The organism is Anaerotruncus rubiinfantis, assembly GCF_900078395.1.
GTDB classification, from domain to species: Bacteria; Bacillota; Clostridia; order Oscillospirales; family Ruminococcaceae; genus Anaerotruncus; species Anaerotruncus rubiinfantis.
In genome coordinates, this window is sequence record NZ_FKLA01000008.1 from 360,724 (window position 1) to 382,470 (window position 21,747).

A 21,747-nucleotide genomic window follows, 5' to 3' on the forward strand; every position below is an offset into this window, starting at 1 on the left:
TAACACGCTTTGGAGGCAAGTATGAAAACTTTCTTTTCCGGCTTGCGGAAAGTGGAAACGGCCCTGGCGGTTATCTCGATGGTGGCTTTCACCGCGGTCGCTTTTCTGCAGGTTACCTTCCGTGTATTTTTACATAACCCATTGGGCTGGTCGGAGGAATTGTGCAAATTCCTTTTCATCTGGTGTACCTTTATCGGCGCGATCCTGGTTTCCGCCGACAACGGACACTTCTGTGTGGATTTCTTTGTGACCAAATGCTCCCCGGTTGTGCAGAAGATTCTCAAATACCTGAGCTTTGTGCTGGTGGCCCTTTTCAGCGTCATTCTGATCTATTTCGGTGTGAAACTGATGATGTCCAATACCAACCGTATCTCGCCCGCGCTGGGGATCCAAATGAGCTATATCTACACGATTTTCCCAATCAACGGCGTGCTGGTGATCCTGCACCTGATCGAATCGATCTGGAAAGACGCCAAAGCAAGAAAGGAGGCCTGACGCAATATGGCAATGGTATTTATTATTTTGATCATCATGTTGGTTCTCGGAATCCCGATTGCGTATGCGATCGGCCTGGCGGCGACCTGGGGATTGCTTTTTGTGGGCAACGTCCCGCTGACGGTTGTGCCGCAGCGCATGTATACCATGCTCGACACCTTTTCGCTTTTGGCAATCCCGTTCTTCATCCTGGCGGGCAACCTGATGGAAAAGGGCGGCATCTCAAGAAAGCTGATCACCTTTGCAAACAGCATCGTCGGCCATATCCGCGGCGGGTTGGGCATGGTGGACATCCTCAGCTGCATGCTTTTTGGCGCGATCTCCGGTTCCGGTTCGGCCGCGAGCGCGGCGATCGGAGGCATCTGCATCCCTTCGATGCGCGAACAGGGCTACGACAAGGAATTCTCCGGTGCTATCACCGCGGTTTCCGGCCCGCTCGGCATCATCATCCCGCCAAGCGTCGTCATGGTCATCTATGCGACCACCGCCAATGTTTCGGTCGGTTCGATGTTCCTGGCCGGCTACCTGCCCGGCTGCTTCCTCGGCATCGCCATGATGGCCTGCGTCTATGTCATTGCGCATAAGAAAGGCTATCCGGCTGGGCGGCGCGCAACGGTCAAGGAATTTTTTATCGCGCTCAGGGACGCGGTATGGGCGCTCTTCATGATCTTCATCATCATCGGAGGCATCTTCTCGGGCTATTTCACCGCGACCGAAGCGGCCTGTGTGTCAGTGGTCTATGCACTGATCGTCGGCTTTTTCATCTACCGGGAACTGCACCTGTCCGATCTCACTGACATTTTCGTCAAGAGCGCGATGACCTCTTCGGGTATCATGTTCTGCGTTGCGACCACCAACATCCTCGCATGGCTGATGACCAGCCAGAATGTTGCCGCGAAAGTTGCCGCGTCGATGAGCTCGGTTATTTCGAGCAAAATTGTGATGCTGCTTGCGATCAACGTCATCTTCCTGATCCTCGGCACATTCCTCGATTCCACGCCTGCAATTATCCTCGCTGTCCCGATCCTGCTCCCGCTGGTGACCCAGTTCGGCGTTGACCCGGTGCACTTCGGCATTATCGTCACCGTCAACCTGGCAATCGGTATGAGCACGCCTCCGGTCGGCATCACCCTGTTTGTTTCCTCCCGCATTTCGGAGACTTCGCTGACAGATATGATCAGGCCGATGCTGCCGTTGTGGGCGGTTATGATTGTGGCGCTGCTGGTAATTACCTTCTTCCCGCCGCTGAGCATGCTGCTGGTCAATATGTAAAGTTGGGCGGCCCAGAAATCAGAGAGGAGAGCGTTCCCCCCATGCAAGAGAATACGAAAATCGCCATATCGGGCGTGGAAATCCCCGTCCATTTTTACAATACCATTGTAATCGGTTCGGGGGCAGCGGCTTTCAACGCCGCCGACAGTCTTTACGATTTCGGCCAGAAAGACGTTGCGATCGTGACCGAAGGGGTCAATATGGGCACCTCGCGCAATACGGGTTCGGATAAACAGACCTACTACAAGCTTTCCCTGGCCTCCGGGACTCCGGATTCGGTTTATGATATGGCAAAGGTGCTGTATGGGGGACAGTCGGTCCATGGCGACACCGCTCTGGTGGAAGCCGCCCTTTCGGCCAGATGCTTTTACAAACTGGTCAATTTGGGAGTGCCGTTCCCACATGACCGTTACGGCCAGTATGTGGGTTATAAGACCGACCATGACCCCTCCCAGCGCGCGACCTCCTGCGGGCCGCTGACTTCCCGGTACATGACCGAGCATCTCGAACGCTCGGTCCGGCAGAAGGGGATTGCGGTTTTTGACGCTTTGCGGATTGTCAGCCTGCTGACCCGGGAAGAAAACGGCGAAACCAGCGTTGTCGGCGCGCTTGCCATCAATAAACGCAGCCCGTCCGCCAAGGAAGGGCTCACCCTGTTCGGCTGTACCAACGTCGTCTACGCGACCGGCGGCCCGAGCGGGCTTTACTACCGCAGCGTTTTCCCACAGAGCCAGACCTGCGCCCACGGCGCGGCGTTTTTGTGCGGGGCGAAGGGCAGCAATGTGGGCGAATGGCAGTACGGCATCGCGTCCACCGATTTTAGGTGGAATCTTTCGGGCACCTACCAGCAGGTCATCCCGCGCTACCTCTCAACCGCGCCCGATGGGTCGGACGCGCGGGAGTTTCTGCTGGACTATTTCGAGGACCCGCAGGCGATGCTGAACGCGGTGTTCCTCAAGGGATACCAGTGGCCGTTTGACCCGCGCAAGGTACAAAAGGGCGGCTCGTCCCTTGTGGACATCGCTGTTTATCACGAAATCAACCGCAAGGGGCGCAGAGTGTTCCTCGACTTTACAAAGAACCCCTCCTGCGCGGGAAAAGACGGGACGTTTGACTTCTCGCTGCTTTCCCAGGAAGCCTATCAATACCTGGAAAAATCGGGCGTGCTGTTCGGCACACCAATTGAACGTCTGCTGGCGATGAACCGGCCGGCCTATCAGCTCTATGCCGATCATGGGATCGACCTCACAAGGGACCTTTTGGAGATCGCCGTCTGTGCGCAGCACAATAACGGCGGCCTGCAGGCGGATATGTGGTGGCAGTCGAATGTGAAGCATCTGTTCCCGGTGGGGGAGGCCTGCGGCAACTTCGGCGTTTACCGGCCGGGCGGCAGCGCGCTCAACGCGGGGCAGGTGGGTTCGCTGCGCGCCGCGCAGTATATCGCTGCGCGGGCGGCCGAGCCGCCGCTTTCCCCAGAGGCGCTGCAAGCTGCTGCTGAAGTGGAGGTTTCCCGTATTTTGTCTTTCTGCGACGAACTGGCCAAGCCCGGAGAGGAAAAATTGCCGCCCAAACAGGTTCGGGAGAAATACCAGCGTGAGATGGATGTCTGCGCGGCGTTCCTGCGCCGCAGCCAGGAAATCGAACAACAGATCGAACGGTGCAGGGGCTATCTCAGGGACTTCACCCGCCAGACGCTTGCGGACAGCACCGGCCGCGTGGTTGACGCGTTGATCAACCGGGATATCCTGGTCACGCAGATTGTCTACCTCAGCGGCATGAAGGCATACATTTCGGACGGCGGCGGAAGCCGCGGTTCCTATCTGGTCGACCGCGGCGATATCAGCTATGACGACTGCCGCGCGAATGGCGTTGCGTCGGTTCTGGATGATGGCCGCCATGCCGGATCCGTCCAGGAAGTGACGCTGGAGCCGGACGGCCGGGTCGTGGTGGAGAATATCCCCCGCAGGCCGCTTCCGGAGGACAACTGCTGGTTTGAGGTCACCTACAACGATTATCTGAACGACCGTGTGGTCGGTGCAAAGGGATAGAGAGGAATACCATGGAGCATACAAAATTTCACTATCATTCACTGGATGAAATCAGGGCGGAACAGCAGCGGGTGGGAGTTTCTTTTCCGCTGAGCGCGGACACCGCGGTTCTGAATACGCCGTTTAACTTCGGCAAGGTGGAGATCCGTAACCGTCTGGGCATCGCGCCAATGGAAGGAGCGGATTCCAATCCGGACGGTTCGCCTTCCGAAAAGACTTTTGAACGTTATATCCGCCTTGCGAAAGGCGGCGCGGGCGTCATCTGGCTGGAAGCGGTCGCGATTGTGCCAGAGGGCCGGTCCAGCCCGCATCAGCTTTTGCTCAGTCGGGAGACGCTGCCGGCTTTCCAGCGGCTGACCGCGCAGGTCAAGGAGGCGGGTATGCGGGCAAACGGCTTTGCCCCCTATCTGATCATGCAGGCCAATCACAGTGGACGTTATGCCAAACCGGACGGCGTGCCCAAGCCGATCATCGCTTACCGGCACCCAATTTATGAACAGCGCCGTCCCGCGGACGACAGCTGCATCGCGAGCGATGATTACCTGAAGGGCCTGGAGGAGAAATTCGGTCAGGCGGCGGTACTCTGCCGGGAAGCAGGGTTCGACGCGGCCGACATCAAGAGCTGCCACGGCTACCTGCTCGCGGAACTCGCGTCAGCCTATACCCGGCCGGGCCCGTATGGCGGCAGTTTTGAAAACCGGTTCCGTCTCTTTATCAACGCGTTTAAAAACGCAAAGCAGGCGGAGACCGACGATTTCCAGGTGGTGGCGCGGGTTGGCATCTATGACGGTTACGCTTATCCCTATGGGTTTGGCGTACGGCCGGAAGGCGGACTTGCGCCGGACTATACGGAAGGCGTCCGGCTGATGAAAATCCTGTATGAGGAATGCGGTCTGCAATTTGCCAATATCACGATGGGAAACCCTTATGAGGATACCCACGTCACCCGCCCGTATGATCTGGGCAACTATCCGCCGCCGGAGCATCCGTTTGAGGGTATCGCGCGGATGTACGAGGGATGCAAAGCGGTGAAAGAAGCGTTGCCGGATCTGATGGTTTCGGCGTCGGCGCCCAGCTATCTGCGTGCTTATTCACCGAACCTGGCAGCGGGAGCGATTCTGGACGGCTGCTGCGATGAAGTGCTGTTTGGACGGCTGTCCTTTGCCGATCCGGAGTTCCCCAATGAAATTGCGGCGACCGGGACGATCGATCCCAAAAAGGTCTGTGTGACCTGCGGCAAATGCGGGGTTCTGATCCGCGCCGGCAAGCTGACCGGATGTGTGGTGCGTATGCCGCACCCCTATCTGGACATCTTGCGCAGTATGAATACATAAAAGGGGATAATGTCAAAATGATGAAAAAAGTTGCTGTTGTCACCGGCGCCCGCAGGGGGATCGGCCTCGGCATTGCGAAAGAGCTGGGCCTGGCCGGCTGTTATGTGGTCATGTCCGCGTTTTCCGCCGACGCGCAGGATGCGCTGGAAGAGATGAAAGCGCTGGGCCTGCAGGACAGCTGTGAATATATGCAATGCGATATTTCAGACGCGCCCTCCCGCGAGGCCCTGCTCGGTGCGGTCTGTCAAAAGTTCGGCCGACTCGATATTCTGGTGAACTGTGCGGGTGTCGCGCCCAAGAGCCGGTTGGATTTGCTGGAAACCACCGAGGAAAGCTACGACTATGTGGTGAATACCAACGCCCGTTCAACCTTCTTTATGTGCCAGCTTGCGGCCAACAAGATGATTGCCTTCAAGGAAGCGGGAGACATCGCGGAATATTCCCCGCGTATCATCAATATTTCTTCGATTTCCGCCTATACTTCCTCGACCAACCGTGCCGAATACTGTATCTCCAAAGCAGCAATCTCGATGACCACCCAGCTGTTTGCAGACCGTCTGGCCGATTACGGTATTCCGGTCTTTGAGGTCCGCCCGGGGATTATCATGACCGACATGACCGCGAAAGTGGCTGAAAAATACGAAAAACTTATCTCGGAAGGCGTTACGCCGATCCGGCGCTTCGGCCAGCCGAAGGATGTCGCCAACTGTGTTGTCGCTGCCTGCAGCGGCCGGTTGGACTTTGCCACCGGCCAGGTGCTGAATGCGGATGGAGGTTTCTCCATTCGCCGTCTGTGAGTTGTCCGGCAGGCATCCTCTAAAAGCAAAAAATCCGCCCGTCCATTTTTAAATGGACGGGCGGATTTTTTGTAATGTTCCTTTAGGCGGAGGAATCCCGTGGACGGCATCGGCCTGTCAGGGGCTGATGATGTGCAGGCCTTTATCCCTGAATTTTTGAAGCTCGGTCTCATTGGTGACGTCCGTAACCAGGTGGGAGATCTTGTCCAGTTCCGCAGCCTGATAAAAAGCGCGGATGCCGAATTTGCTCGAGTCCATCATGACATACCATTCTTCAGACAGCTGCGGGATGGTGCGGGTGACGTGGGCGCTTAGCATATTGTTAACGGTCAAACCGATCTCGCTGTCAATGCCAACGCCGCCGGAAAAAGCCTTATTGACAAACAAGCCGCTGACCAGCTTGCTGAAATTGGCGTCATAGGCTGAAAAGAGGCCGTCCGGGGTCATGACAATTTCCCCGCCGAGAAGCACGATGTTCTCCACATGAGGCTTGAGGATGCTCAGTGCGGAGACATTGTTGGTGATTACGGAAATGCCTTTTACTTCCTTGATTTTTTCCGCAAGGGAGATGCAGGTGCGGCCAGAGCCCAAATAGATGAAATCGCCGGGGCAGACGTAATCTTTTGCAAGATCAGTGACGATATCAATCCTGTCGGGAATCAACAGCGGAGGCTGAGAAGGCTTGGAGTTTGCCGAAGCGTCAACCAGGATGGCGCCGCCATGCGTGCGGGTAACGATACCTGCATCCTCCATCATGTCAAGATCCTTTCGGATGGTAACAATGCTGACCCCCAAATATTCAGCCAGACTCTTGGTAGAAGCGGCCTGATTTTCTTTAAGGTACGCTTGTATTTTTATAAGTCTGTCATGCTGCAACAAAGAATTTGCCCCCTAAATACGATTTCTTTCATATTATTTCATTATATTCACTTTGGTAAAAAAAGCAAGTAAAAAACAAAAAGGTTGCTTTGGGATCTCATGGATTCCGCACGGCGCCGTAAAACTGCCTTTCAATGAAAGCTTTGGCTTCTTTTATCTGCATTTTTGCATCGCCGCCCTCCCTGTGCCACATCTCCATGGTATAGGGTCCACTGTACCCCAAACCTTCCAGATAAGCGAAAATTCCCTGAAAATTTACACAGCCTGTGCCAAAGGGAACGCGCTTGAAGCAGCCGGGTCCTTTTTCACTTTCTTTTTGCGTTTCTTTGATGTGTATGGCGACCATTTCGTGTTTCCCGAGACTGAGCTCATAAAACACATCGTTTTCCTGCCACGCCGAGAGGTTGCCCACATCGGGATAAACCGTAAACCAAGGGGAGGGGAGTTGCTTTTTGTACTCCATATAGCGGCCGATACTGCTCATGAGCTTGGTGTCCATGATCTCCATGGCGAGCATGACCTGATACCTTGCGGCCATGGCACAGGCATCTCTGAGCCCCTGGAGAAAAGCTGCCAGGCTTTCCGGGGTGGAAGGCTCATAATACACATCGTAGCCCGCCAGCTGAATGACGCGGATGCCTAGCCTGTGAGCGAAGCGGATGGCGCGTTCCATGATATCATAAGCCCTTTGACGGACCGTTTCATCGGCGCTGCCGAAAGGAAAGCGCCGATGGGCACTGAGGCATAGGGACTGCGGGCGCAGACCGGCGGAGGTTATCCTGTCCAAAAGCGTGTCCTGTTCTTTATCGGTCATATAAAGCCTTGCGATTCGTTCATCCGTTTCATCGACCGATATTTCAACATAATCAAATCCCAATTCCTTTGCCAAGGAAAATTTTTCCCAGAGCGCGATCCTGTCCGGCATCGCCTTTTCATAAAGCCCCAAAAGATGTCCGCCCAGCACAGAAAATCCCTCCATTCATACGCGTTTTTCCACCTGCATCCGCGCGTCGGCCTGCCTGCCGGCGTTGCATTCCATGACGACAATACAAAAGAGCAGCAGTGCGGTCCCGATCCAGGCGCGGGAGGAAAAGTACTCATGAAACACGAGCTTCCCGCCGATCAGGGTAAAGACGGGAATGCTGGCAAAAATGATGCCGGTATGCACAGCGCTGGTATAGCGCTGTGCATAGGCCTGGATGTAGGTCGCAAAGGCAGTGCTTATAATGCCCGTCCACACGATGCAAAGCCAGCCGGAGGCAGTGCTTGGCAGGCGGATACCGGAAATGGGCAGAGCGGTTAGGATACCACACAGGGCCATGACGGCGAGGGGGCCGACGGTCAATGCGACGGGATCATCCCCCATCGCAAGATATCTTTCGACGAGCAGGATCTGAAGTCCCGCCAGGGCGGAACTTGCCAAACAGATCCACATGCCGGTGCCATATTCCATATGATTGCCGATGGTGATCAGGCAGATGCTGATAAAGGCGCCGGTGATGCAGAGAAGCGTCTTGCGTTCAAAGCGGCGGTGCATGAAAAGAAAGGCGATGATGGGAATCGCGATGGTCTGCAAGCTTGTCAGAAAGCCCGCGACACTGACCGGGGTCATCGAGATGCCGCCCGTGCAGGTCACATGGGCGAGGTAGGTGACAACACCCACGATGAGGACATGCTTTCTGGCATCTTTTGAAAAGACGCCCCCGCACCTTTTTCGAAAAATGATAAAGGACACAAGGAAAGCCAGCAGAAAGCGCAGGGCGATAAAATTGAAGACGGCAAGTTCTTGGGTGGCAATTTTCAGAACAACACTGGTAACCCCCATAATGACCGCGTAGAGCAGCAATAATAGATCCGCGGAGAACTGTTTGTTCATAAAGCACCTCCCGAACGACGCAACGAAAGCAATGTAATAAATACGATAGCAGACAGGAAACTAAATGTCAACAAAAGAAAACAACAATTGGAGATAACGCACAAGAATAAATAATTTGCTTTATAAAAAAGAGAGAAAAAGAAAATATTAAGTTGACTTTTTATGAATAACAGAGGTAAAATAAGGGCAATCACAAATCTAATTGTTTTATAAAAGAAATAAAACGAAAGGAAAAGATAAAAATGAAAGAGTACGTCATTGAGAAAGAGGAGCTTTTCAAATGGTGTTCCATCCCGGTCGATCAGCTTGAAAATCATCCGGATAGCAAAGTCAAGCTTACGATTAAGGATACAAGACAGGAGGCCATGCGCCTGGCCGGCAATATGATGGCCGACGAAGTCATCAAAAATAACGCAGCCGGCAAACCCACCAGCTGGGTCCTGCCATCCGGCCCTGCGGATCAGTTTGATACCTTTATTGACCGGGTCAACAAGGAAAGAATCAGCCTCAAGAACCTCACGATTTTCCACATGGACTACGTCCTTGACTATAACTCCCGGGTTTACCCGCTGGGTAATTACTACGAAAGCGCGCACGGCAGGATGCTCTATCGTTTCTACAATAAAATTGATCCTGAACTGAATGTTCCCGAGAGCCAAAGGATCTGGCCCCGCATCGAGGATCTGGACGAGATGGACCGGATGATCGAAGCCATCGGCGGCGTTGACACCGTCTGGGCGGGCGTTGGTTACAAAGGCCTGGTGGCGTTCTGCGAATCCCCGCACGATTCCTACCAGCGCATCACGCTGGAGGACTATGAAAACATGAAAACCAGGATCGTTGAGCTCAACTACGACACCACTATCGCAACCAGCCAGCGCAGCTTCGGCGGCTGTTATGACCGGGCTCCGTTCCAGGCGGTCACCATTGGATTTAAGTCGATGCTCTCCGCGAAGCGCTGCGTCGCGATGATCTGCACCGGCGAGTGGAAACAGACGGTTCTCAGGGTCCTGATGTTCAGCGAGCCCACCTTAGAGTATCCCGTAACCCTGTTCCCGAAGCATGTTCCCGAGGTCATCATTCTGGCCGACCGCTTCACCGCGACGCACCCCATGTCCAAGGGCGAAATCGTCCTCTCCGCGGAGAACACTGAGAAGCACTGAATCGGCTTCGCTTTCACACTAATATTAAAGGAGAATCAGCCATGGAAGTTTATAAAATTTCTCATGAAGATATGCTTAAATGGTGCTCTATCCCGCAGGAAGAGCTGGTAAACCACCCCGACAGCAAGGTGGATCTGAAAATCTTTGAAAACCGCAGGGCGACCATGGAAATGGCCGGCAACATGATGGCCGACGAAGTTGCTAAAAACAATGCGGAAGGCAAGATCACCAAGTGGATCCTCGGTTCCGGGCCGGAAGACCAGTTCAAAACCTTTATCGACAGAGTCAATAAAGAAAGGATCAGCCTCAAAAACCTCTACATATTCCACATGGACTACGGCATTGACTGGAACTCCCGGGTCTATCCGGAAGGCAATAACTACAACAGCCCGCAGGGACGGATGAAGGTCCGTTTCTACGGCAAGATCGATCCCGAGCTCAATGTGCCGGAAGAACAGCGCATCTGGCCCATGCTCCAGGATCTCGATTATGTGGATAACAAGATCGAAGAGCTGGGCGGTGTTGACACGCTGTGGGCGGGTATCGGCTACAAGGGCCTGGTCGCGTTCTGCGAATCCCCATCGAACCCTTATCAGCGTGTAACCGAGGAAATGTACGTCAACATGAAGACCAAGGTCGTCCACATCAGCAATGAAAAAATTGTTGAGGCCAGCCAGCGCGTTTTCGGCGGCTGCTACGACATGATCCCGCATCAGGCGGTCACCATCGGTATGAAATCGATGCTCACCGCAAAGCGCGCGGTCTGCATGATCCCAACCGGCGAGTGGAAACAGACGGTTCTCAGGGTCCTGATGTTCAGCGACGCAACGCTCGAGTATCCCTGCACGCTGCTGCCCAAGTACATCCCGGAAGTCGTGGTGCTTACCGATCAGTTTACCGCAACGCATCCGCTGAGCTTGGACGAAGTCCCTCTGTCCGTCGAAAACCAGAGATAAATCTTTGGAGGAAAGAGCATGAATAAAAACGGCGCAATCGTTCTGAACAATATTGGCGGCGGGATCAACATCTGGGTCGACCACCTTCCCTCGGTGGGCGAGTCGGTCATGGGATACGGGTTCGAAGTGGGCGAAGACCTGGCGAAAGGCGGCAACGTTGCGGTTGCCATCCAGCGGCTGGGCATCCCGACCGCTATCATCGGCAAGCTCGGTTGTGACGAAGCGGGCGACCGCGATGCCAACTGGCTGCGCGAAAGCGGCGTCAACTGCGAATGCCTGATCCAGTCCCCCGAGGCAAAGACCGGTCAGGGGCTGGGGATCAACGAGCGCGAAACCGGGCGCAACCTCATTGTCACCGGCGAGAGCAGCAGCAAATGGCTGACCAGGGAAGAGGTTGACAGCGCCTTGGAGAAACTTTCTCCCGCCGCATTCTTTATAACCGGTTTTGAAATCAAGGAAGAACTTGTTCTGCCTGCGGCAAAAAAGGCAAAGGAACTGGGGATGAAGGTCGTCCTCAACCCCAGCCCCCTGCCCCGGCTTACCATGGGGGAACTGCCTTACGTCGACTACTTCGTGGTAAACGATATTGAAGCCAAGAAACTTCTAGGAATGCCTGAAGAGGGGCCTCTCGACGCAAAACAGGCCTGCCTTGACCTGCAAAAGAAGTACAAGTCCCCCAATATTATCATCACCCTCGGCGGCGACGGCTATGCCGGCCTGGCGGAGGATCACTTCTTCTGCGGCGAACAGATCCCCGTTTCGCCCATCATCGACACCAGCGGCGCCGGCGATGGATTCCTCTCTGCAATGGTTGCAAATCTTTATTGGGGTAAAAATCTTGAGGACGCCTGCAGATGGGCGAACAAATACGCGGCACGGGTTGTCCTGGTGGATGGTACGCTGAAGGGCTACTCCACCGTGGCGGAACTCGAAGCGTTCTACAAACAGCGCGGCGAAAGCCTTGACTAGTCCCTTAACCTTACGGTTAAAAATAAAGGAGGAAAATGGAAATGACAAAACGTATCCTGACAGTCGCTCTTTGCCTTATTATGGCACTGTCTGCCGTGGGCTGCGGCCAGCAGCAGGCGGCGCCGTCCAGCAGCGCGGCCCCCACAGCCAGCACGGCGCCGGCTGACACGTCCGCTCGCACGGCGCCGGCTGACACGTCCGCTCCCGATGCGGCAGCTCCCAGCGCGGATGCCCGCGTACTGAAATGGTCCGCGAACTCCCCTGAAGGCTATCCCGACTATGAATCCGCAATGCGCATCAAGGCCTATGTCGAAGAAAAAACCAACGGCGAGATCATCCTCGAGGTTTATCCGGACAACATCCTCGGTGACTGGACCGTTGTTTTCGACGAAATTATGGCGGGCGGCATTGACTTCACCGCGACTTCCGTTCCCGACTACTACGATCCTCGTATCGCAGCCTGCACCCTGCCGTACCTGACCGCCACCTATGATGAGGTCGCGACTGTGTTCCGTAAGGGCGGTTACTACGACAAAGTTCTGGAAGAGTGCTATGAAGAACTGAATGTCAAGTACTTCGGCGTTTATGCCGACGGCTACTGCGGCATCGGCGTGCAGGGCGCGCTCGAAAACGCGAACACCTCCGGCACTCCGAAGGGCAAATCCATCATCCGCGTACCACCCAACAACTCGATGCTTCTCGCGGTTGAGAATCTGGGCTTCAACGTGTCCTCCATCCCGTATTCCGACACCTACACCTCCCTGCAGACCGGTGTTGTCCAGGGTTGGTGCGGCGGCCCGGTTTCCCAGCACTACGGACAGTGGCTCGATGTCGAAGACCACTATTATGACTATGACATCTGGCAGGAATCCCGCCACTACATCGCAAGCATGAAAACCTGGGAATCGCTGACTCCGGAACAGCAGCAGATCTTCACCGACATCATTCTCCAGGAAGCGGAGCTCTCGGTCAAGAATGCAGAAGAAAACGATGCGAAGTACAAAAAACTGTACGAGGAAAAAGAAGGCTATGAAATGGTCTACTTCACCGATGAGGAGAAGAAAGCATTTGCAGCCGACTGCCGCGCCAAGGTATGGCCGCAGCTCAATGAACTGTACGGCGAGGAATTCCTCACCGAACTGCTTGCTGATATCGAGGCAAACACCTGATCCAAACGCAGTATAATCGAACGAATCTGACTGGTATGGGACTCTTTATGGGTCCCATACTTAGTAAAACCACCTGTTAGGGATGTGCGAAATGAAAACTCTGAAAAAAATAAATGATATGTTTATCAGGGTAAGCGAATATATTGCGTTTATACTCAGCGCTGTAATTTGCGCCCTGATCATTTGGTGGGCCGCTAAGAGATATCTCTTCAATGGTGACTTCAGAGGGGCGGAGGAGCTCATCCTTGCGATCGCCTTCTGGATGTATTTTATTGGCGCCTATATTGCCACCCATGAGGACTCGCATATAAGCGCGGATCTTTTTACAAGTATGCTCAAGACACAGAAAGCCAAGAACATCGCGAAGCTTGTCAGGCTCGTGATCTCGCTTTTTGCTTTTGTCCTCCTCACCTGGCTTGCTTATGACTTTGTGACTTTTGACATCGTGCGCCACAAGATATCGGTCATTTTCCGTTTCCCTGTGGTATATATCCATATCGTTCTGCTTATTTCCTTTGGCATGTCCTGCCTTTATACGGTTGCGCATATCGTGAAAACGGTCATTGCCTTACGTGAAGGCAGCCCGGCCCCGGAAGACAACCGCGCAGAGCCAGGGCAGATCGCTGAAGAAAATGAATAAGCGAGGTAAATAATATGAGTTCTGTATTAATCATAGCAATTGTATTGCTGTTTGCCCTGCTGATAATCGGCGTTCCGGTCGCGCTGTCCTTCTTTCTGACCGCCATGCTGATTGCCGTAGGAAACGATGCGAGCCTGTCGCTGCTCATGTCCTTCAGTTATAAAAACACCAGCTCGATCGTCCTGCTGACTATTCCGCTGTTCATTATGGCTGGTTCCATCATGGCCTACGGCGGCATCGGCAAACAGATTATCAACGCGGCCAGCAGGCTTGTCGGAAAGCTGAAGGGCGGCCTTGCGGTTGTCGGCATTATCGCGTGTTCGATCTTTGCGGCGATCTCCGGCAGTGCCTGCGCGACCCTTTCCGCGATCGGCGGCATCATCGGTCCGATGCTCCGCGAGAAGAAATATCCGATGGGTCTTGTGGCGGCTATGCTGGCAAGCGCGGGCGTCATCGGTATCCTGATCCCGCCGAGCGGGATTATGATCCTTTACGGATGGTCAAGCTCCACATCGGTTTTGGCGTGCTTCCTGGCCGGAGCCGTTCCTGGGATCATTCTGGCAATCCTGCTTTCTCTGGTTACGCTGTTTATGCTTCGCAAGGACCCCAATATTGAGACACTCACCGGCGAAGAGCTGAAGAAGGTTCACGCTGAGCAAAAGCGCATCCGCAAGGAAAGCGGGCAGCCGGGTCCTTTCTGGGCGCTGCTGATGCCGTTTATCATCCTCGGCTGCATATACGGCGGCATCACGACCACCACCGAAGCCGCGGCCATTGCCACCGCGTATGCGATCCCCATCGGCTTCATCGTCTATAAGAAGCTCACCTGGAACGCCATGAAGGACAGCTTCATTGAAGCCGCCAAATCGACCGGTACGATCATGCTTCTGACCATCACAGTGCAGATGCTCAGCCGGATGTTCATCGACGTGAACCTGCCTAAAATTATCCTGAACGCATTCTATTCCGTCACCGACAACCGTTGGGGCATTCTAGCTATGATAAACCTGTTTTTGATTGTTCTGGGCATGCTGATGGACGACACCAGCGGCACGCTGCTGGCAACCCCGATCCTGGTCCCCATCATCAGGGAACTTGGGTTCAGCCCCGTCCATTTTGCCGCCATCCTGGCAGTCAACCTGGGCATGGGCAACATCACTCCTCCTGTGGCGCCGCTGCTTTACTTCTCCTCCCGCATCATTGACGCTCCGCTGAAGGAGATGCTCAAGCCCACCTTGATGTATTTCCTGTTTGCATGGCTTCCCACTTTGATCCTGGTCACCTTTGTGCCGGCCGTATCCACCTGGCTGCCTCAGCTGTGCGGCTATGCGATTTGAGAGGAAGGAAACAAATATGTCTGTTACGGTAAAAACCTTTGGCCATACTGCTGACGGCAGAGCGGTCCGGCAGTTTATTATCAACGCTGCTGAAAAGCGTATGGTTTCCTTAATTGAACTTGGGGGATGCATCCAGGGGTTGTGGGTTGCCGACAAGGGCGGGAACCTCAGGGATGTTGTGCTGGGTTACGACACGGTGACGGAGTACGAGGAGAACTCCACCTTTTTTGGCGCGGTTCTCGGACGCCTGATCAGCCGGATGCCCGACTGCACCCTTCACTTTGAAGGCAGGGACTATCCGCTGGATCATATCGACGGTATGCACATGCATGGCGGCGTGAAGGGCTTTTCCCGCGTCAAGTGGGACGGTGCTGTCATTGACGATAACCAGGTACAGTTTACTTATATCAGTCCCGATGGGGAGGAGGGCTATCCTGGTGAGGTCATCGCAAAGGTCTTATACACCCTCGACGAGGACGGCCTCACCATCGATTACGACATGACCGCCGACCGGCGCACCGTGATCAACCCATCTAACCACAGTTATTTCAATCTCAATGGTCACGACAGTGGCAATATCCGCAGCCACACGCTTCGCTGTCCGGTGACGGGTTCCTTTAACCAGCTCACTGAGGAACGCGCCCCGCTTTTTGAAGGGACCGATCTCAACGAAGAGCGTGTGCTGGGCGATATTTTCGACCTGCACGCCCCGTCCATGGAGGAGATGGGCGGCGGCATCGACCACAAATTTATCCTTTCTGACCTGTCTGCAAGAATCAAAGACGCCGGTACCCTTTACAGCCCCGCATCAGGCATCGAAATGCGATGCCTGACCACCATGCCGTGCATCATGATTTATACGGGCAACATGATAGACAACCTTCGTGGAAAATGCGGTTTCCACTATCAGAAACAGGCCGGCATCTGCTTTGAAACCATGCTTTTCAGCTCGCTGCACGACCTGTATGGCAGCGTTGCCATCATCGAGCCGGGCAAACATCACAGGAGCAGGACGCAGTTCCTGTTCTCCACAAGATAAACATTTTAGAGGGACAGACGATGTTGGAAGAACTCAAAAAGCAGGTTTTTGAGGCAAATCTCCTACTGCCAAAGCACGGTCTCGTTACCTTTACATGGGGCAATGCCAGCGCTGTGGACAGGGAGAGCGGAATCTTCGTCATAAAGCCCAGCGGCGTACCCTATGACAGGATGAAGGCGGAGGATATGGTCTGCATCAGTCTCGAAACCGGAGCGCGCGTGGAGGGCGAAAGGAAGCCCTCCTCCGATGCGCCGACGCATCTGGCGCTGTATCGCGCGTTTGAAAACGTTGGTGGGATTGTACATACGCACAGCCGTTGGGCGACAGTCTTTGCTCAGGCGCAGCGTGAGATTCCAGCTCTTGGTACGACCCATGCGGATTATTTCCACGGCGGTATCCCGGTGACCCGGTGCATGAAAGGCAGCGAAATCGAAGGGGAATATGAGTACAACACTGGAAAACTCATTGCAGAGGTCTTTGCTGAGCGTCCCGCGGAGGAGTGCCCCGCTGTTTTGGTTGCTGGACACGGCCCTTTCGCTTGGGGGAGTGACGCAGGCAATGCGGTTCATAATGCGGTGGTCCTGGAAGAAGTGGCGATGATGGCCTGGCATACGCTGTGTATGAACGCGGATGTTCAATTTGATGAGAGGCTGATGGACAGGCATTTTTATCGAAAACACGGTGCAAACGCTTATTATGGCCAGTGAAGTAGCGTATCCTGTTAAAATCGAAGAATTTCACCTGAAAATAGCCCCTAGAAAGCCTGGGGGCTATTGTTTTGCGCAGTTCATTGTGTCTTTGCAGTTCTGAATATACCGTTAATCGTCGTGCAAATAGCAATGCTGCGAAAAGCCGCTAAAGGTGAGTTTCACGCTTCGCACCCTTGACAGCTGTTACGCAATAGGACCTGAAAAGCCTTATATTCATGTGCTTTCCAGATGGGGGATGCTCATATTTATGCCCCTCAAAATAGTATTCCACTGCGTAACAAAACAGGTGTACCACTGTTTAAGCGATACACCTGTTTTGCTTTGTGCGCTGCATGGTAGCCGCCCTATTTCAGTTAAGGACAGCCGGTTCGAGAAATGACCTTAACCTGCCGATCCGTCCGCGCGACGACATTGTTCCTGCCCCAACCTGGTGAAGAGCAGCGTACGGCTGCCTATATGCACGTAAACAGCACGGGATTGATTTCAATGCCGGGCAGGTGCTGGAAGGGATTTCGTTCGAGATGACTGTGTGGCAGCTTTTTGATTTTCTTCTGGCGATTGCGGTTGGGGCCTGCACCACCAAAAATGAGGACTTTGAATACAAGAATATTTCCCTTTTCCACGACGGCATGTTTCTTTGATGAAAAAGCAGGGGTCTGTGTAAAACTGCACAGACCCCTGCTTTTTAATTCTGCGTCCAAACCACCGGCTGGTTGATGGAGCGAAAAAAGCTTTAGAAATAAAAGGAGGACATTCAGCAAGTTCATTTAAAATACTGCAAAAAGGCTTCCTCAATAGCCTCTTTTTCCACTTGATAACGTGTCAGATGCTTACAGACCAGCTGATGAGCAAGAACGGGGTCCCGTGCCCTGACCGCTTCAAAGATTTTACGGTGGTCGTCCACCAGCTTGAGATCCTTCTGTATCAAGATGCTGATATGCCGAACCCGGTCGAAATGGATATTCATGTTTTGCACCATGGCATGGCACTGCATCTTGTTGCAAATCTCATAATAATACTTATGATACTCGAAATCCAACTCGGAGAGTCTTTCCGGGGAAGAATTTTTCCAGTAGTAGGTCTGCAGGTTCAGATGCTCCTCCAACCAATCAAAATTCTCCTGGGTTGCGATTTCGCAGGACATCTCCACGATGGCACAATCCATCACCCGGCGGATAAATTCCGCCTCTTGGATGAGGTCGTAATCAATAGGTGCGATCCGGCTGCCCCGTTGGGGATAGATTTCCACAATTCGGGACTTGGAGAGCTCGGTCAAGGCCTCCCGCACCGGGATGCGGGACAACCCCAGCTCGTCCGCGAGCTTCTGTTCGCTTACCAGGCTTCCGGGTTTCAGTTCCCATTTGATGATATTTTCCCGGATCGCACGCAAGGCATATTCTTTTCTGGTTTCTTTCGGCAGATGCGGAGGTACGATCATAGAAACAATCCTCGTCAAGCACTTTCAATTTATTTTTTATGATAAACCCTTATGTTTTTTCTGTCAACTAAATTTCTGGAAAAATAAACCTGGTTTCACACTTCTCTGCAAACTTTTGAGGTGCCTTATGAGGATCAGAGAAATCGCGCCAGCGCAGAAGATTGAAAGGATTAGCCCTTTACGGTTTGAACACATTTTTGTATGATGTTTTCCGCAGTCAGGCCGTACTGCATAAAAAGCGCATGCGGGGTTCCGGATTTCCCGAAGCAGTCCTCTACGCCCACCATGGCGAAGTTGGCACCGACGTTGCCGGCGAGCACCTCTGCCACAGCAGAACCAAGCCCGCCGATAACTGAATGTTCTTCTGCGGTGACAATTCCTCGAAACCGCCGATTAGCCTCTAGGATATAGGAACGGTCGATCGGCTTAATACTACTCATGTTGACAACTTCAGCAGAAATTCCCATTTCGATCAGTTTTTCAGCCGCCTCGAGCGCCGGCGCGACCAGAAGTCCGATCGCCATGATGCAGACATCTCTGCCCTCCCGAAGTACGGTAGCTTTACCCGGTACGAAAGGGGTGTCTATGGCGGTGACGTTGGGGCTGGGCTGTCTGGAGATACGCAGATAAACTGGCCCTTCGATTTCAGCTGCGGCAAAGACAGCTTTCCTGGTTTCGATGGCATCGCAGGGCACCAACACGGTCATGCCGGGCACTACTCGCATGAGCGCGATATCCTCGATTGCTTCGTGACTGCCCCCGTCCTCGCCCACACTGATACCCGGATGGGTACAGGCGATCTTCACATTCGCTTTGGAATAAGCTACAGAGTTCCGAACCATTTCGTAAGCTCTTCCGGCCCCGAAAATCGCGAAAGTACTGGCGAAAGGAATTAGACCACAATGAGCCATGCCTGCGGCCGCACAGGTCATGTTGGCTTCGGCGATTCCAAAATTGAAGAATCGATTGGGGAACTTTTCTGCAAACAGATGGGTCATCGTCGCATGTCCAAGGTCGGCGTCCAGTACTACTACCTGATCATTTTTTTGCGCAAGTTCTATGAGTGCTTCCCCGTAAGCTGTCCGCAAAGCCTTATCCATGTTTTTTTCCCTCCAATTCCATGAGCGCCTGTTCCAGCTCCGCTTCGCTGGGCGGTCTTCCGTGCCAACCGACCTCGTTTTCCATGAAGGAAACGCCTTTGCCTTTAATGGTTCGGCATTCGATGAACTTGGGTTTCCCAGAGGATGGCCGTTTCAGCGCCTCGATGATTGCATATACATCATGGCCATCAACACTTGCGCAGTCGAAGCCGAAGGAAGAGAATTTCCCGCAGATATCGCCAAGGCCCATCACCTCATCATTGGTACCGTCAATCTGCAGACCGTTGTGGTCAAGAATCATCACAAAGTTGTCAAGTTTATAGTGCGCCGCAGCCATGGCGGTTTCCCAGACGATTCCTTCCTGACATTCGCCGTCACCGAGCAGTGTATAGACCTTGTAGTCCTTTCCCATGTATTTTGCAGCCAGAGCCATTCCCATGGCGTTGGCTGCCCCCTGGCCCAACGACCCGGTGCTGATGTCCACGCCGGGAACCTTGTGCATGTCGGGATGTCCCTGCAGACGGCTGTCTATTTTTCGCAGAGTCCACAGTTCTTTCCGTGGAAAGAATCCCAGATCTGCAAGAATAGCATAAAGTGTGGGACAACCATGTCCTTTACTCATGGAAAACCGGTCTCGATCTCCCATTCTGGGATTCTGTGGGTCAACTTTCATCACCCCATAATAGAGCCCCATGAGGATCTCCACACAGGACAGCGATCCCCCCGAATGACCAGAATGCGCCGCACAAAGCATTTTCAGGATGTCCTTGCGCAGAGCGGTTCCTTTTTGTTCATAGTTCATAGTAGTTGTACCTCTCACTCTTGTCTGAATTTCAGCCTTCAAACCGGCTTTTGATATATCGAAGTCCATCACGCATGGCGTTGATCCGCGATTGCCGGGAACCGTCCGGCAAAAGATCCCGCCACATGCGCATGTTGTAGGTGGACGGTCCGTCAAAGGAAACCACCGCCTCAATGGTCACGGTGCCATCATATCCGGTATCGCGAAGTGCGCGACCGACTGCATCCCAGTCGATGCGCGCAGTATGGTAGGGAATCATGCGGTTTGGTTCGGAGACATGGAAGTGCCCAATATATCCCTTTGCCGTTGTAATTGCTCCACAGAGGTCATCTTCCTCGATGTTCATGTGGTAGACATCCAGGAGCAGTTTGCAATATTCACTGTTGATCTGCTGGCAAAATTCGACTCCTTGGGCGACTGTGTTGATGACATAGTTCTCATAGCGATTGAGGACTTCCAAATTGAGCGGCATCCCGCACTCCTCCGCCACTGGTATGACTTCCCGTATGCAGTCAAGGCTGCGTTGAGTACGGTCATATTTGTCTTCGCGGGTCAGCATGCCGTCGTCAAAGCGGGTGGGCCAGCTGGAATAGAGTACGCCGCCGAGTTCCGTGCCGCCGAGTTCCCGCGCCGCGTATATTCCGCGTTTCAGATGCTCCACTGCCCGACGGCGAACCTGTGGATCAGCATCGCGCATATCTGCATCCGGCGGATACGCGAAGCAGAACATCAGCTCCAGATCATTATCTGCAGCCAGTGAACGAATTTTTCGAATCTGTAGGGGGTTAAGCTGCATAGCCTCATCCGGGGGACGAAATTCAATTGTCTGGGCGCCTGCCGTTTTTGCCTCCCGAAAGAAGGTTTCCAAATCAGCGGGGTCAAAAAAATTGCCCCAGGTCATTTTGTGTAGGCCATATTTCATGGTATCTATGCCTTTCCTATCTGTTTTCTACCGCTTCCAAAACCTGCCGGATTAAATCTGCGAAGCGTTTTGCCTGCCAAGCAGCGCGTCCAATGAACAGACCGTCAACACCTTCAAGCGTAATCAGCGCCGAGGCATTTTCGTGGTTAACGCCTCCTCCGTACAGGATTGGGATAGCGGTTCCTGCTTGGCCGAACTGAGCTTGCAGGCACGCCCGGATGGTGTGGTGGCGCTCTTGGACGTAATCCGGTGGAACCGGCTTGCCGCCGGTTCCGATTGCCCAAACCGGTTCGTAGGCGATCCAGAGTTTTCCCGTTTTCATGGTACCCACCTGAGAAAGTCCAATTTCCAGCTGTTGACGCAATACTGCGTCCGCCCGACCGGACTGTTTTTCCGAGTCCGTTTCTCCGATGCAGAGCAGTGCGGTGAAATCATGCTCAAGCGCGCATTTCACCTTGCGCATCTCCTGTTCATCTGTTTCACCAAAGATGCGACGGCGCTCGCCGTGGCCTATTTCCACAATATCAGTGCCGACCTCTTTAAGCATAAGCGGAGAAACTTCTCCGGTGAACGGGCCTTCTGTTTCCCAACACATATTCTGCGCGCCTATCAGGATGCTTTCGGAACCGACACTTGCGCGGGCTGCCTGTAAGGCGGTGTAAGACGGGATAACAAAAAGGGTCAGATTCCGGCGGTCTATATCTTGGATGCTCTGTTCCAGCTCTCTCAGGAAACAAACCGTCTGGGCAATATTTTTATACATTTTAGTATTGGTGCCAAGATAGATTGTTTTTTTCATCC

22 protein-coding genes are annotated in these 21,747 nt (G+C 53.6%); 14 read left to right on the forward strand and 8 right to left on the reverse strand.

Going from position 1 to position 21,747, the window contains the following annotated elements:
• Nucleotides 1-21 precede the first annotated feature (21 nt).
• From BN4275_RS04085 to BN4275_RS04105, 5 genes are read left to right on the forward strand one after another with little or no spacing between them, the layout of a single operon-like run.
• Nucleotides 22-495 (forward strand): TRAP transporter small permease, encoded by a 474-nt coding sequence (locus tag BN4275_RS04085; protein ID WP_066454277.1) that lies wholly within the window; start codon nt 22-24, stop codon nt 493-495.
• A gap of 6 nt (nt 496-501) precedes the next feature.
• Nucleotides 502-1,767, forward strand: a complete 1,266-nt coding sequence (locus BN4275_RS04090; protein ID WP_066454279.1) for a TRAP transporter large permease — start codon at nt 502-504, stop codon at nt 1,765-1,767.
• A 41-nt stretch (nt 1,768-1,808) separates the two neighbouring features.
• On the forward strand, nt 1,809-3,815 hold the full coding sequence (locus tag BN4275_RS04095; RefSeq protein WP_066454283.1) for an FAD-dependent oxidoreductase: 2,007 nt from the start codon (nt 1,809-1,811) through the stop codon (nt 3,813-3,815).
• An 11-nt stretch (nt 3,816-3,826) separates the two neighbouring features.
• Nucleotides 3,827-5,149 (forward strand): oxidoreductase, encoded by a 1,323-nt coding sequence (locus BN4275_RS04100; RefSeq protein WP_066454286.1) that lies wholly within the window; start codon nt 3,827-3,829, stop codon nt 5,147-5,149.
• Between the two features lie 17 nt (nt 5,150-5,166).
• The gene (locus BN4275_RS04105; protein ID WP_242863556.1) at nt 5,167-5,946 is read left to right on the forward strand and encodes a 3-ketoacyl-ACP reductase; all 780 of its coding nucleotides are present in this window, start codon (nt 5,167-5,169) and stop codon (nt 5,944-5,946) included.
• A gap of 117 nt (nt 5,947-6,063) precedes the next feature.
• On the opposite strand, the gene BN4275_RS04110 is transcribed toward BN4275_RS04105, so the two are convergent.
• From BN4275_RS04110 to BN4275_RS04120, 3 genes are all read right to left on the reverse strand, one after another.
• A complete protein-coding gene (locus tag BN4275_RS04110; protein WP_066454288.1) occupies nt 6,064-6,825 on the reverse strand; it encodes a DeoR/GlpR family DNA-binding transcription regulator in 762 nt (253 codons plus the stop codon).
• Nucleotides 6,826-6,922: 97 nt separating this feature from the next.
• Complete coding sequence (locus BN4275_RS04115; RefSeq protein WP_202614981.1) at nt 6,923-7,771, reverse strand: L-ribulose-5-phosphate 3-epimerase; 849 nt, start codon at nt 7,769-7,771, stop codon at nt 6,923-6,925.
• Nucleotides 7,772-7,804: 33 nt separating this feature from the next.
• Nucleotides 7,805-8,701: a DMT family transporter gene (locus BN4275_RS04120; protein ID WP_066454300.1), complete on the reverse strand. Its 897-nt coding sequence runs from the start codon at nt 8,699-8,701 to the stop codon at nt 7,805-7,807.
• A gap of 242 nt (nt 8,702-8,943) precedes the next feature.
• On the opposite strand from BN4275_RS04120, the gene BN4275_RS04125 reads away from it, so the two are divergent.
• The 9 genes from BN4275_RS04125 (at nt 8,944) to BN4275_RS17885 (ending at nt 17,325) form a co-directional block, all read left to right on the forward strand.
• Nucleotides 8,944-9,864 (forward strand): 6-phosphogluconolactonase, encoded by a 921-nt coding sequence (locus BN4275_RS04125; protein WP_066454307.1) that lies wholly within the window; start codon nt 8,944-8,946, stop codon nt 9,862-9,864.
• A 41-nt stretch (nt 9,865-9,905) separates the two neighbouring features.
• On the forward strand, nt 9,906-10,820 hold the full coding sequence (locus BN4275_RS04130; protein WP_066454310.1) for a 6-phosphogluconolactonase: 915 nt from the start codon (nt 9,906-9,908) through the stop codon (nt 10,818-10,820).
• A gap of 18 nt (nt 10,821-10,838) precedes the next feature.
• On the forward strand, nt 10,839-11,789 hold the full coding sequence (locus BN4275_RS04135) for a PfkB family carbohydrate kinase (protein ID WP_066454314.1): 951 nt from the start codon (nt 10,839-10,841) through the stop codon (nt 11,787-11,789).
• A gap of 41 nt (nt 11,790-11,830) precedes the next feature.
• Nucleotides 11,831-12,958: a TRAP transporter substrate-binding protein DctP gene (dctP, locus tag BN4275_RS04140; protein WP_066454317.1), complete on the forward strand. Its 1,128-nt coding sequence runs from the start codon at nt 11,831-11,833 to the stop codon at nt 12,956-12,958.
• 91 nt (nt 12,959-13,049) lie between these two features.
• Nucleotides 13,050-13,598, forward strand: coding sequence for a TRAP transporter small permease (locus BN4275_RS04145; RefSeq protein WP_066454321.1), 549 nt, complete (start codon nt 13,050-13,052; stop codon nt 13,596-13,598).
• Nucleotides 13,599-13,612: 14 nt separating this feature from the next.
• A complete protein-coding gene (locus BN4275_RS04150) occupies nt 13,613-14,935 on the forward strand; it encodes a TRAP transporter large permease (protein WP_066454330.1) in 1,323 nt (440 codons plus the stop codon).
• 16 nt (nt 14,936-14,951) lie between these two features.
• A complete protein-coding gene (locus tag BN4275_RS04155; protein WP_066454332.1) occupies nt 14,952-15,974 on the forward strand; it encodes an aldose epimerase family protein in 1,023 nt (340 codons plus the stop codon).
• Between the two features lie 20 nt (nt 15,975-15,994).
• Nucleotides 15,995-16,681 carry an L-ribulose-5-phosphate 4-epimerase gene (locus BN4275_RS04160; protein WP_066454334.1) on the forward strand — a complete coding sequence of 229 codons (687 nt, stop codon included), beginning with the start codon at nt 15,995-15,997 and terminating at the stop codon, nt 16,679-16,681.
• 500 nt (nt 16,682-17,181) lie between these two features.
• Nucleotides 17,182-17,325 carry a hypothetical protein gene (locus BN4275_RS17885; protein WP_423230141.1) on the forward strand — a complete coding sequence of 48 codons (144 nt, stop codon included), beginning with the start codon at nt 17,182-17,184 and terminating at the stop codon, nt 17,323-17,325.
• A 122-nt stretch (nt 17,326-17,447) separates the two neighbouring features.
• Here BN4275_RS17885 and BN4275_RS04165 read toward each other — a convergent pair whose 3' ends face one another.
• The 5 genes from BN4275_RS04165 to BN4275_RS04185 form a co-directional block, all read right to left on the reverse strand.
• Nucleotides 17,448-18,122, reverse strand: a complete 675-nt coding sequence (locus BN4275_RS04165) for a GntR family transcriptional regulator (protein WP_066454337.1) — start codon at nt 18,120-18,122, stop codon at nt 17,448-17,450.
• 170 nt (nt 18,123-18,292) lie between these two features.
• Nucleotides 18,293-19,222 (reverse strand): transketolase family protein, encoded by a 930-nt coding sequence (locus BN4275_RS04170; RefSeq protein ID WP_066454339.1) that lies wholly within the window; start codon nt 19,220-19,222, stop codon nt 18,293-18,295.
• On the reverse strand, nt 19,215-20,042 hold the full coding sequence (locus BN4275_RS04175; protein WP_278276514.1) for a transketolase: 828 nt from the start codon (nt 20,040-20,042) through the stop codon (nt 19,215-19,217). The genes BN4275_RS04170 and BN4275_RS04175 overlap by 8 nt, the downstream gene beginning before the upstream one ends.
• Before the next feature lie 13 nt (nt 20,043-20,055).
• Nucleotides 20,056-20,946: a TIM barrel protein gene (locus BN4275_RS04180; RefSeq protein ID WP_066454344.1), complete on the reverse strand. Its 891-nt coding sequence runs from the start codon at nt 20,944-20,946 to the stop codon at nt 20,056-20,058.
• A gap of 16 nt (nt 20,947-20,962) precedes the next feature.
• Nucleotides 20,963-21,745 carry a triose-phosphate isomerase family protein gene (locus BN4275_RS04185; protein ID WP_066455002.1) on the reverse strand — a complete coding sequence of 261 codons (783 nt, stop codon included), beginning with the start codon at nt 21,743-21,745 and terminating at the stop codon, nt 20,963-20,965.
• Nucleotides 21,746-21,747: the final 2 nt, after the last annotated feature.

Bases quoted from the DNA above. Each gene is read 5' to 3' on its own strand.
- BN4275_RS04095 (WP_066454283.1), top strand. From the start codon at position 1,809: ATGCAAGAGAATACGAAAATCGCCATATCGGGCGTGGAAATCCCCGTC.
- BN4275_RS04090 (WP_066454279.1), top strand. From the start codon at position 502: ATGGCAATGGTATTTATTATTTTGATCATCATGTTGGTTCTCGGAATC.
- BN4275_RS04165 (WP_066454337.1), bottom strand. From the start codon at position 18,122: ATGATCGTACCTCCGCATCTGCCGAAAGAAACCAGAAAAGAATATGCC.
- BN4275_RS04170 (WP_066454339.1), bottom strand. From the start codon at position 19,222: ATGGATAAGGCTTTGCGGACAGCTTACGGGGAAGCACTCATAGAACTT.
- BN4275_RS04100 (WP_066454286.1), top strand. From the start codon at position 3,827: ATGGAGCATACAAAATTTCACTATCATTCACTGGATGAAATCAGGGCG.
- BN4275_RS04185 (WP_066455002.1), bottom strand. From the start codon at position 21,745: ATGAAAAAAACAATCTATCTTGGCACCAATACTAAAATGTATAAAAAT.
- BN4275_RS04085 (WP_066454277.1), top strand. From the start codon at position 22: ATGAAAACTTTCTTTTCCGGCTTGCGGAAAGTGGAAACGGCCCTGGCG.
- dctP (WP_066454317.1), top strand. From the start codon at position 11,831: ATGACAAAACGTATCCTGACAGTCGCTCTTTGCCTTATTATGGCACTG.
- BN4275_RS04125 (WP_066454307.1), top strand. From the start codon at position 8,944: ATGAAAGAGTACGTCATTGAGAAAGAGGAGCTTTTCAAATGGTGTTCC.
- BN4275_RS04135 (WP_066454314.1), top strand. From the start codon at position 10,839: ATGAATAAAAACGGCGCAATCGTTCTGAACAATATTGGCGGCGGGATC.
- BN4275_RS04145 (WP_066454321.1), top strand. From the start codon at position 13,050: ATGAAAACTCTGAAAAAAATAAATGATATGTTTATCAGGGTAAGCGAA.
- BN4275_RS04150 (WP_066454330.1), top strand. From the start codon at position 13,613: ATGAGTTCTGTATTAATCATAGCAATTGTATTGCTGTTTGCCCTGCTG.
- BN4275_RS04130 (WP_066454310.1), top strand. From the start codon at position 9,906: ATGGAAGTTTATAAAATTTCTCATGAAGATATGCTTAAATGGTGCTCT.
- BN4275_RS04160 (WP_066454334.1), top strand. From the start codon at position 15,995: ATGTTGGAAGAACTCAAAAAGCAGGTTTTTGAGGCAAATCTCCTACTG.
- BN4275_RS04180 (WP_066454344.1), bottom strand. From the start codon at position 20,946: ATGAAATATGGCCTACACAAAATGACCTGGGGCAATTTTTTTGACCCC.
- BN4275_RS04120 (WP_066454300.1), bottom strand. From the start codon at position 8,701: ATGAACAAACAGTTCTCCGCGGATCTATTATTGCTGCTCTACGCGGTC.
- BN4275_RS04105 (WP_242863556.1), top strand. From the start codon at position 5,167: ATGATGAAAAAAGTTGCTGTTGTCACCGGCGCCCGCAGGGGGATCGGC.
- BN4275_RS04155 (WP_066454332.1), top strand. From the start codon at position 14,952: ATGTCTGTTACGGTAAAAACCTTTGGCCATACTGCTGACGGCAGAGCG.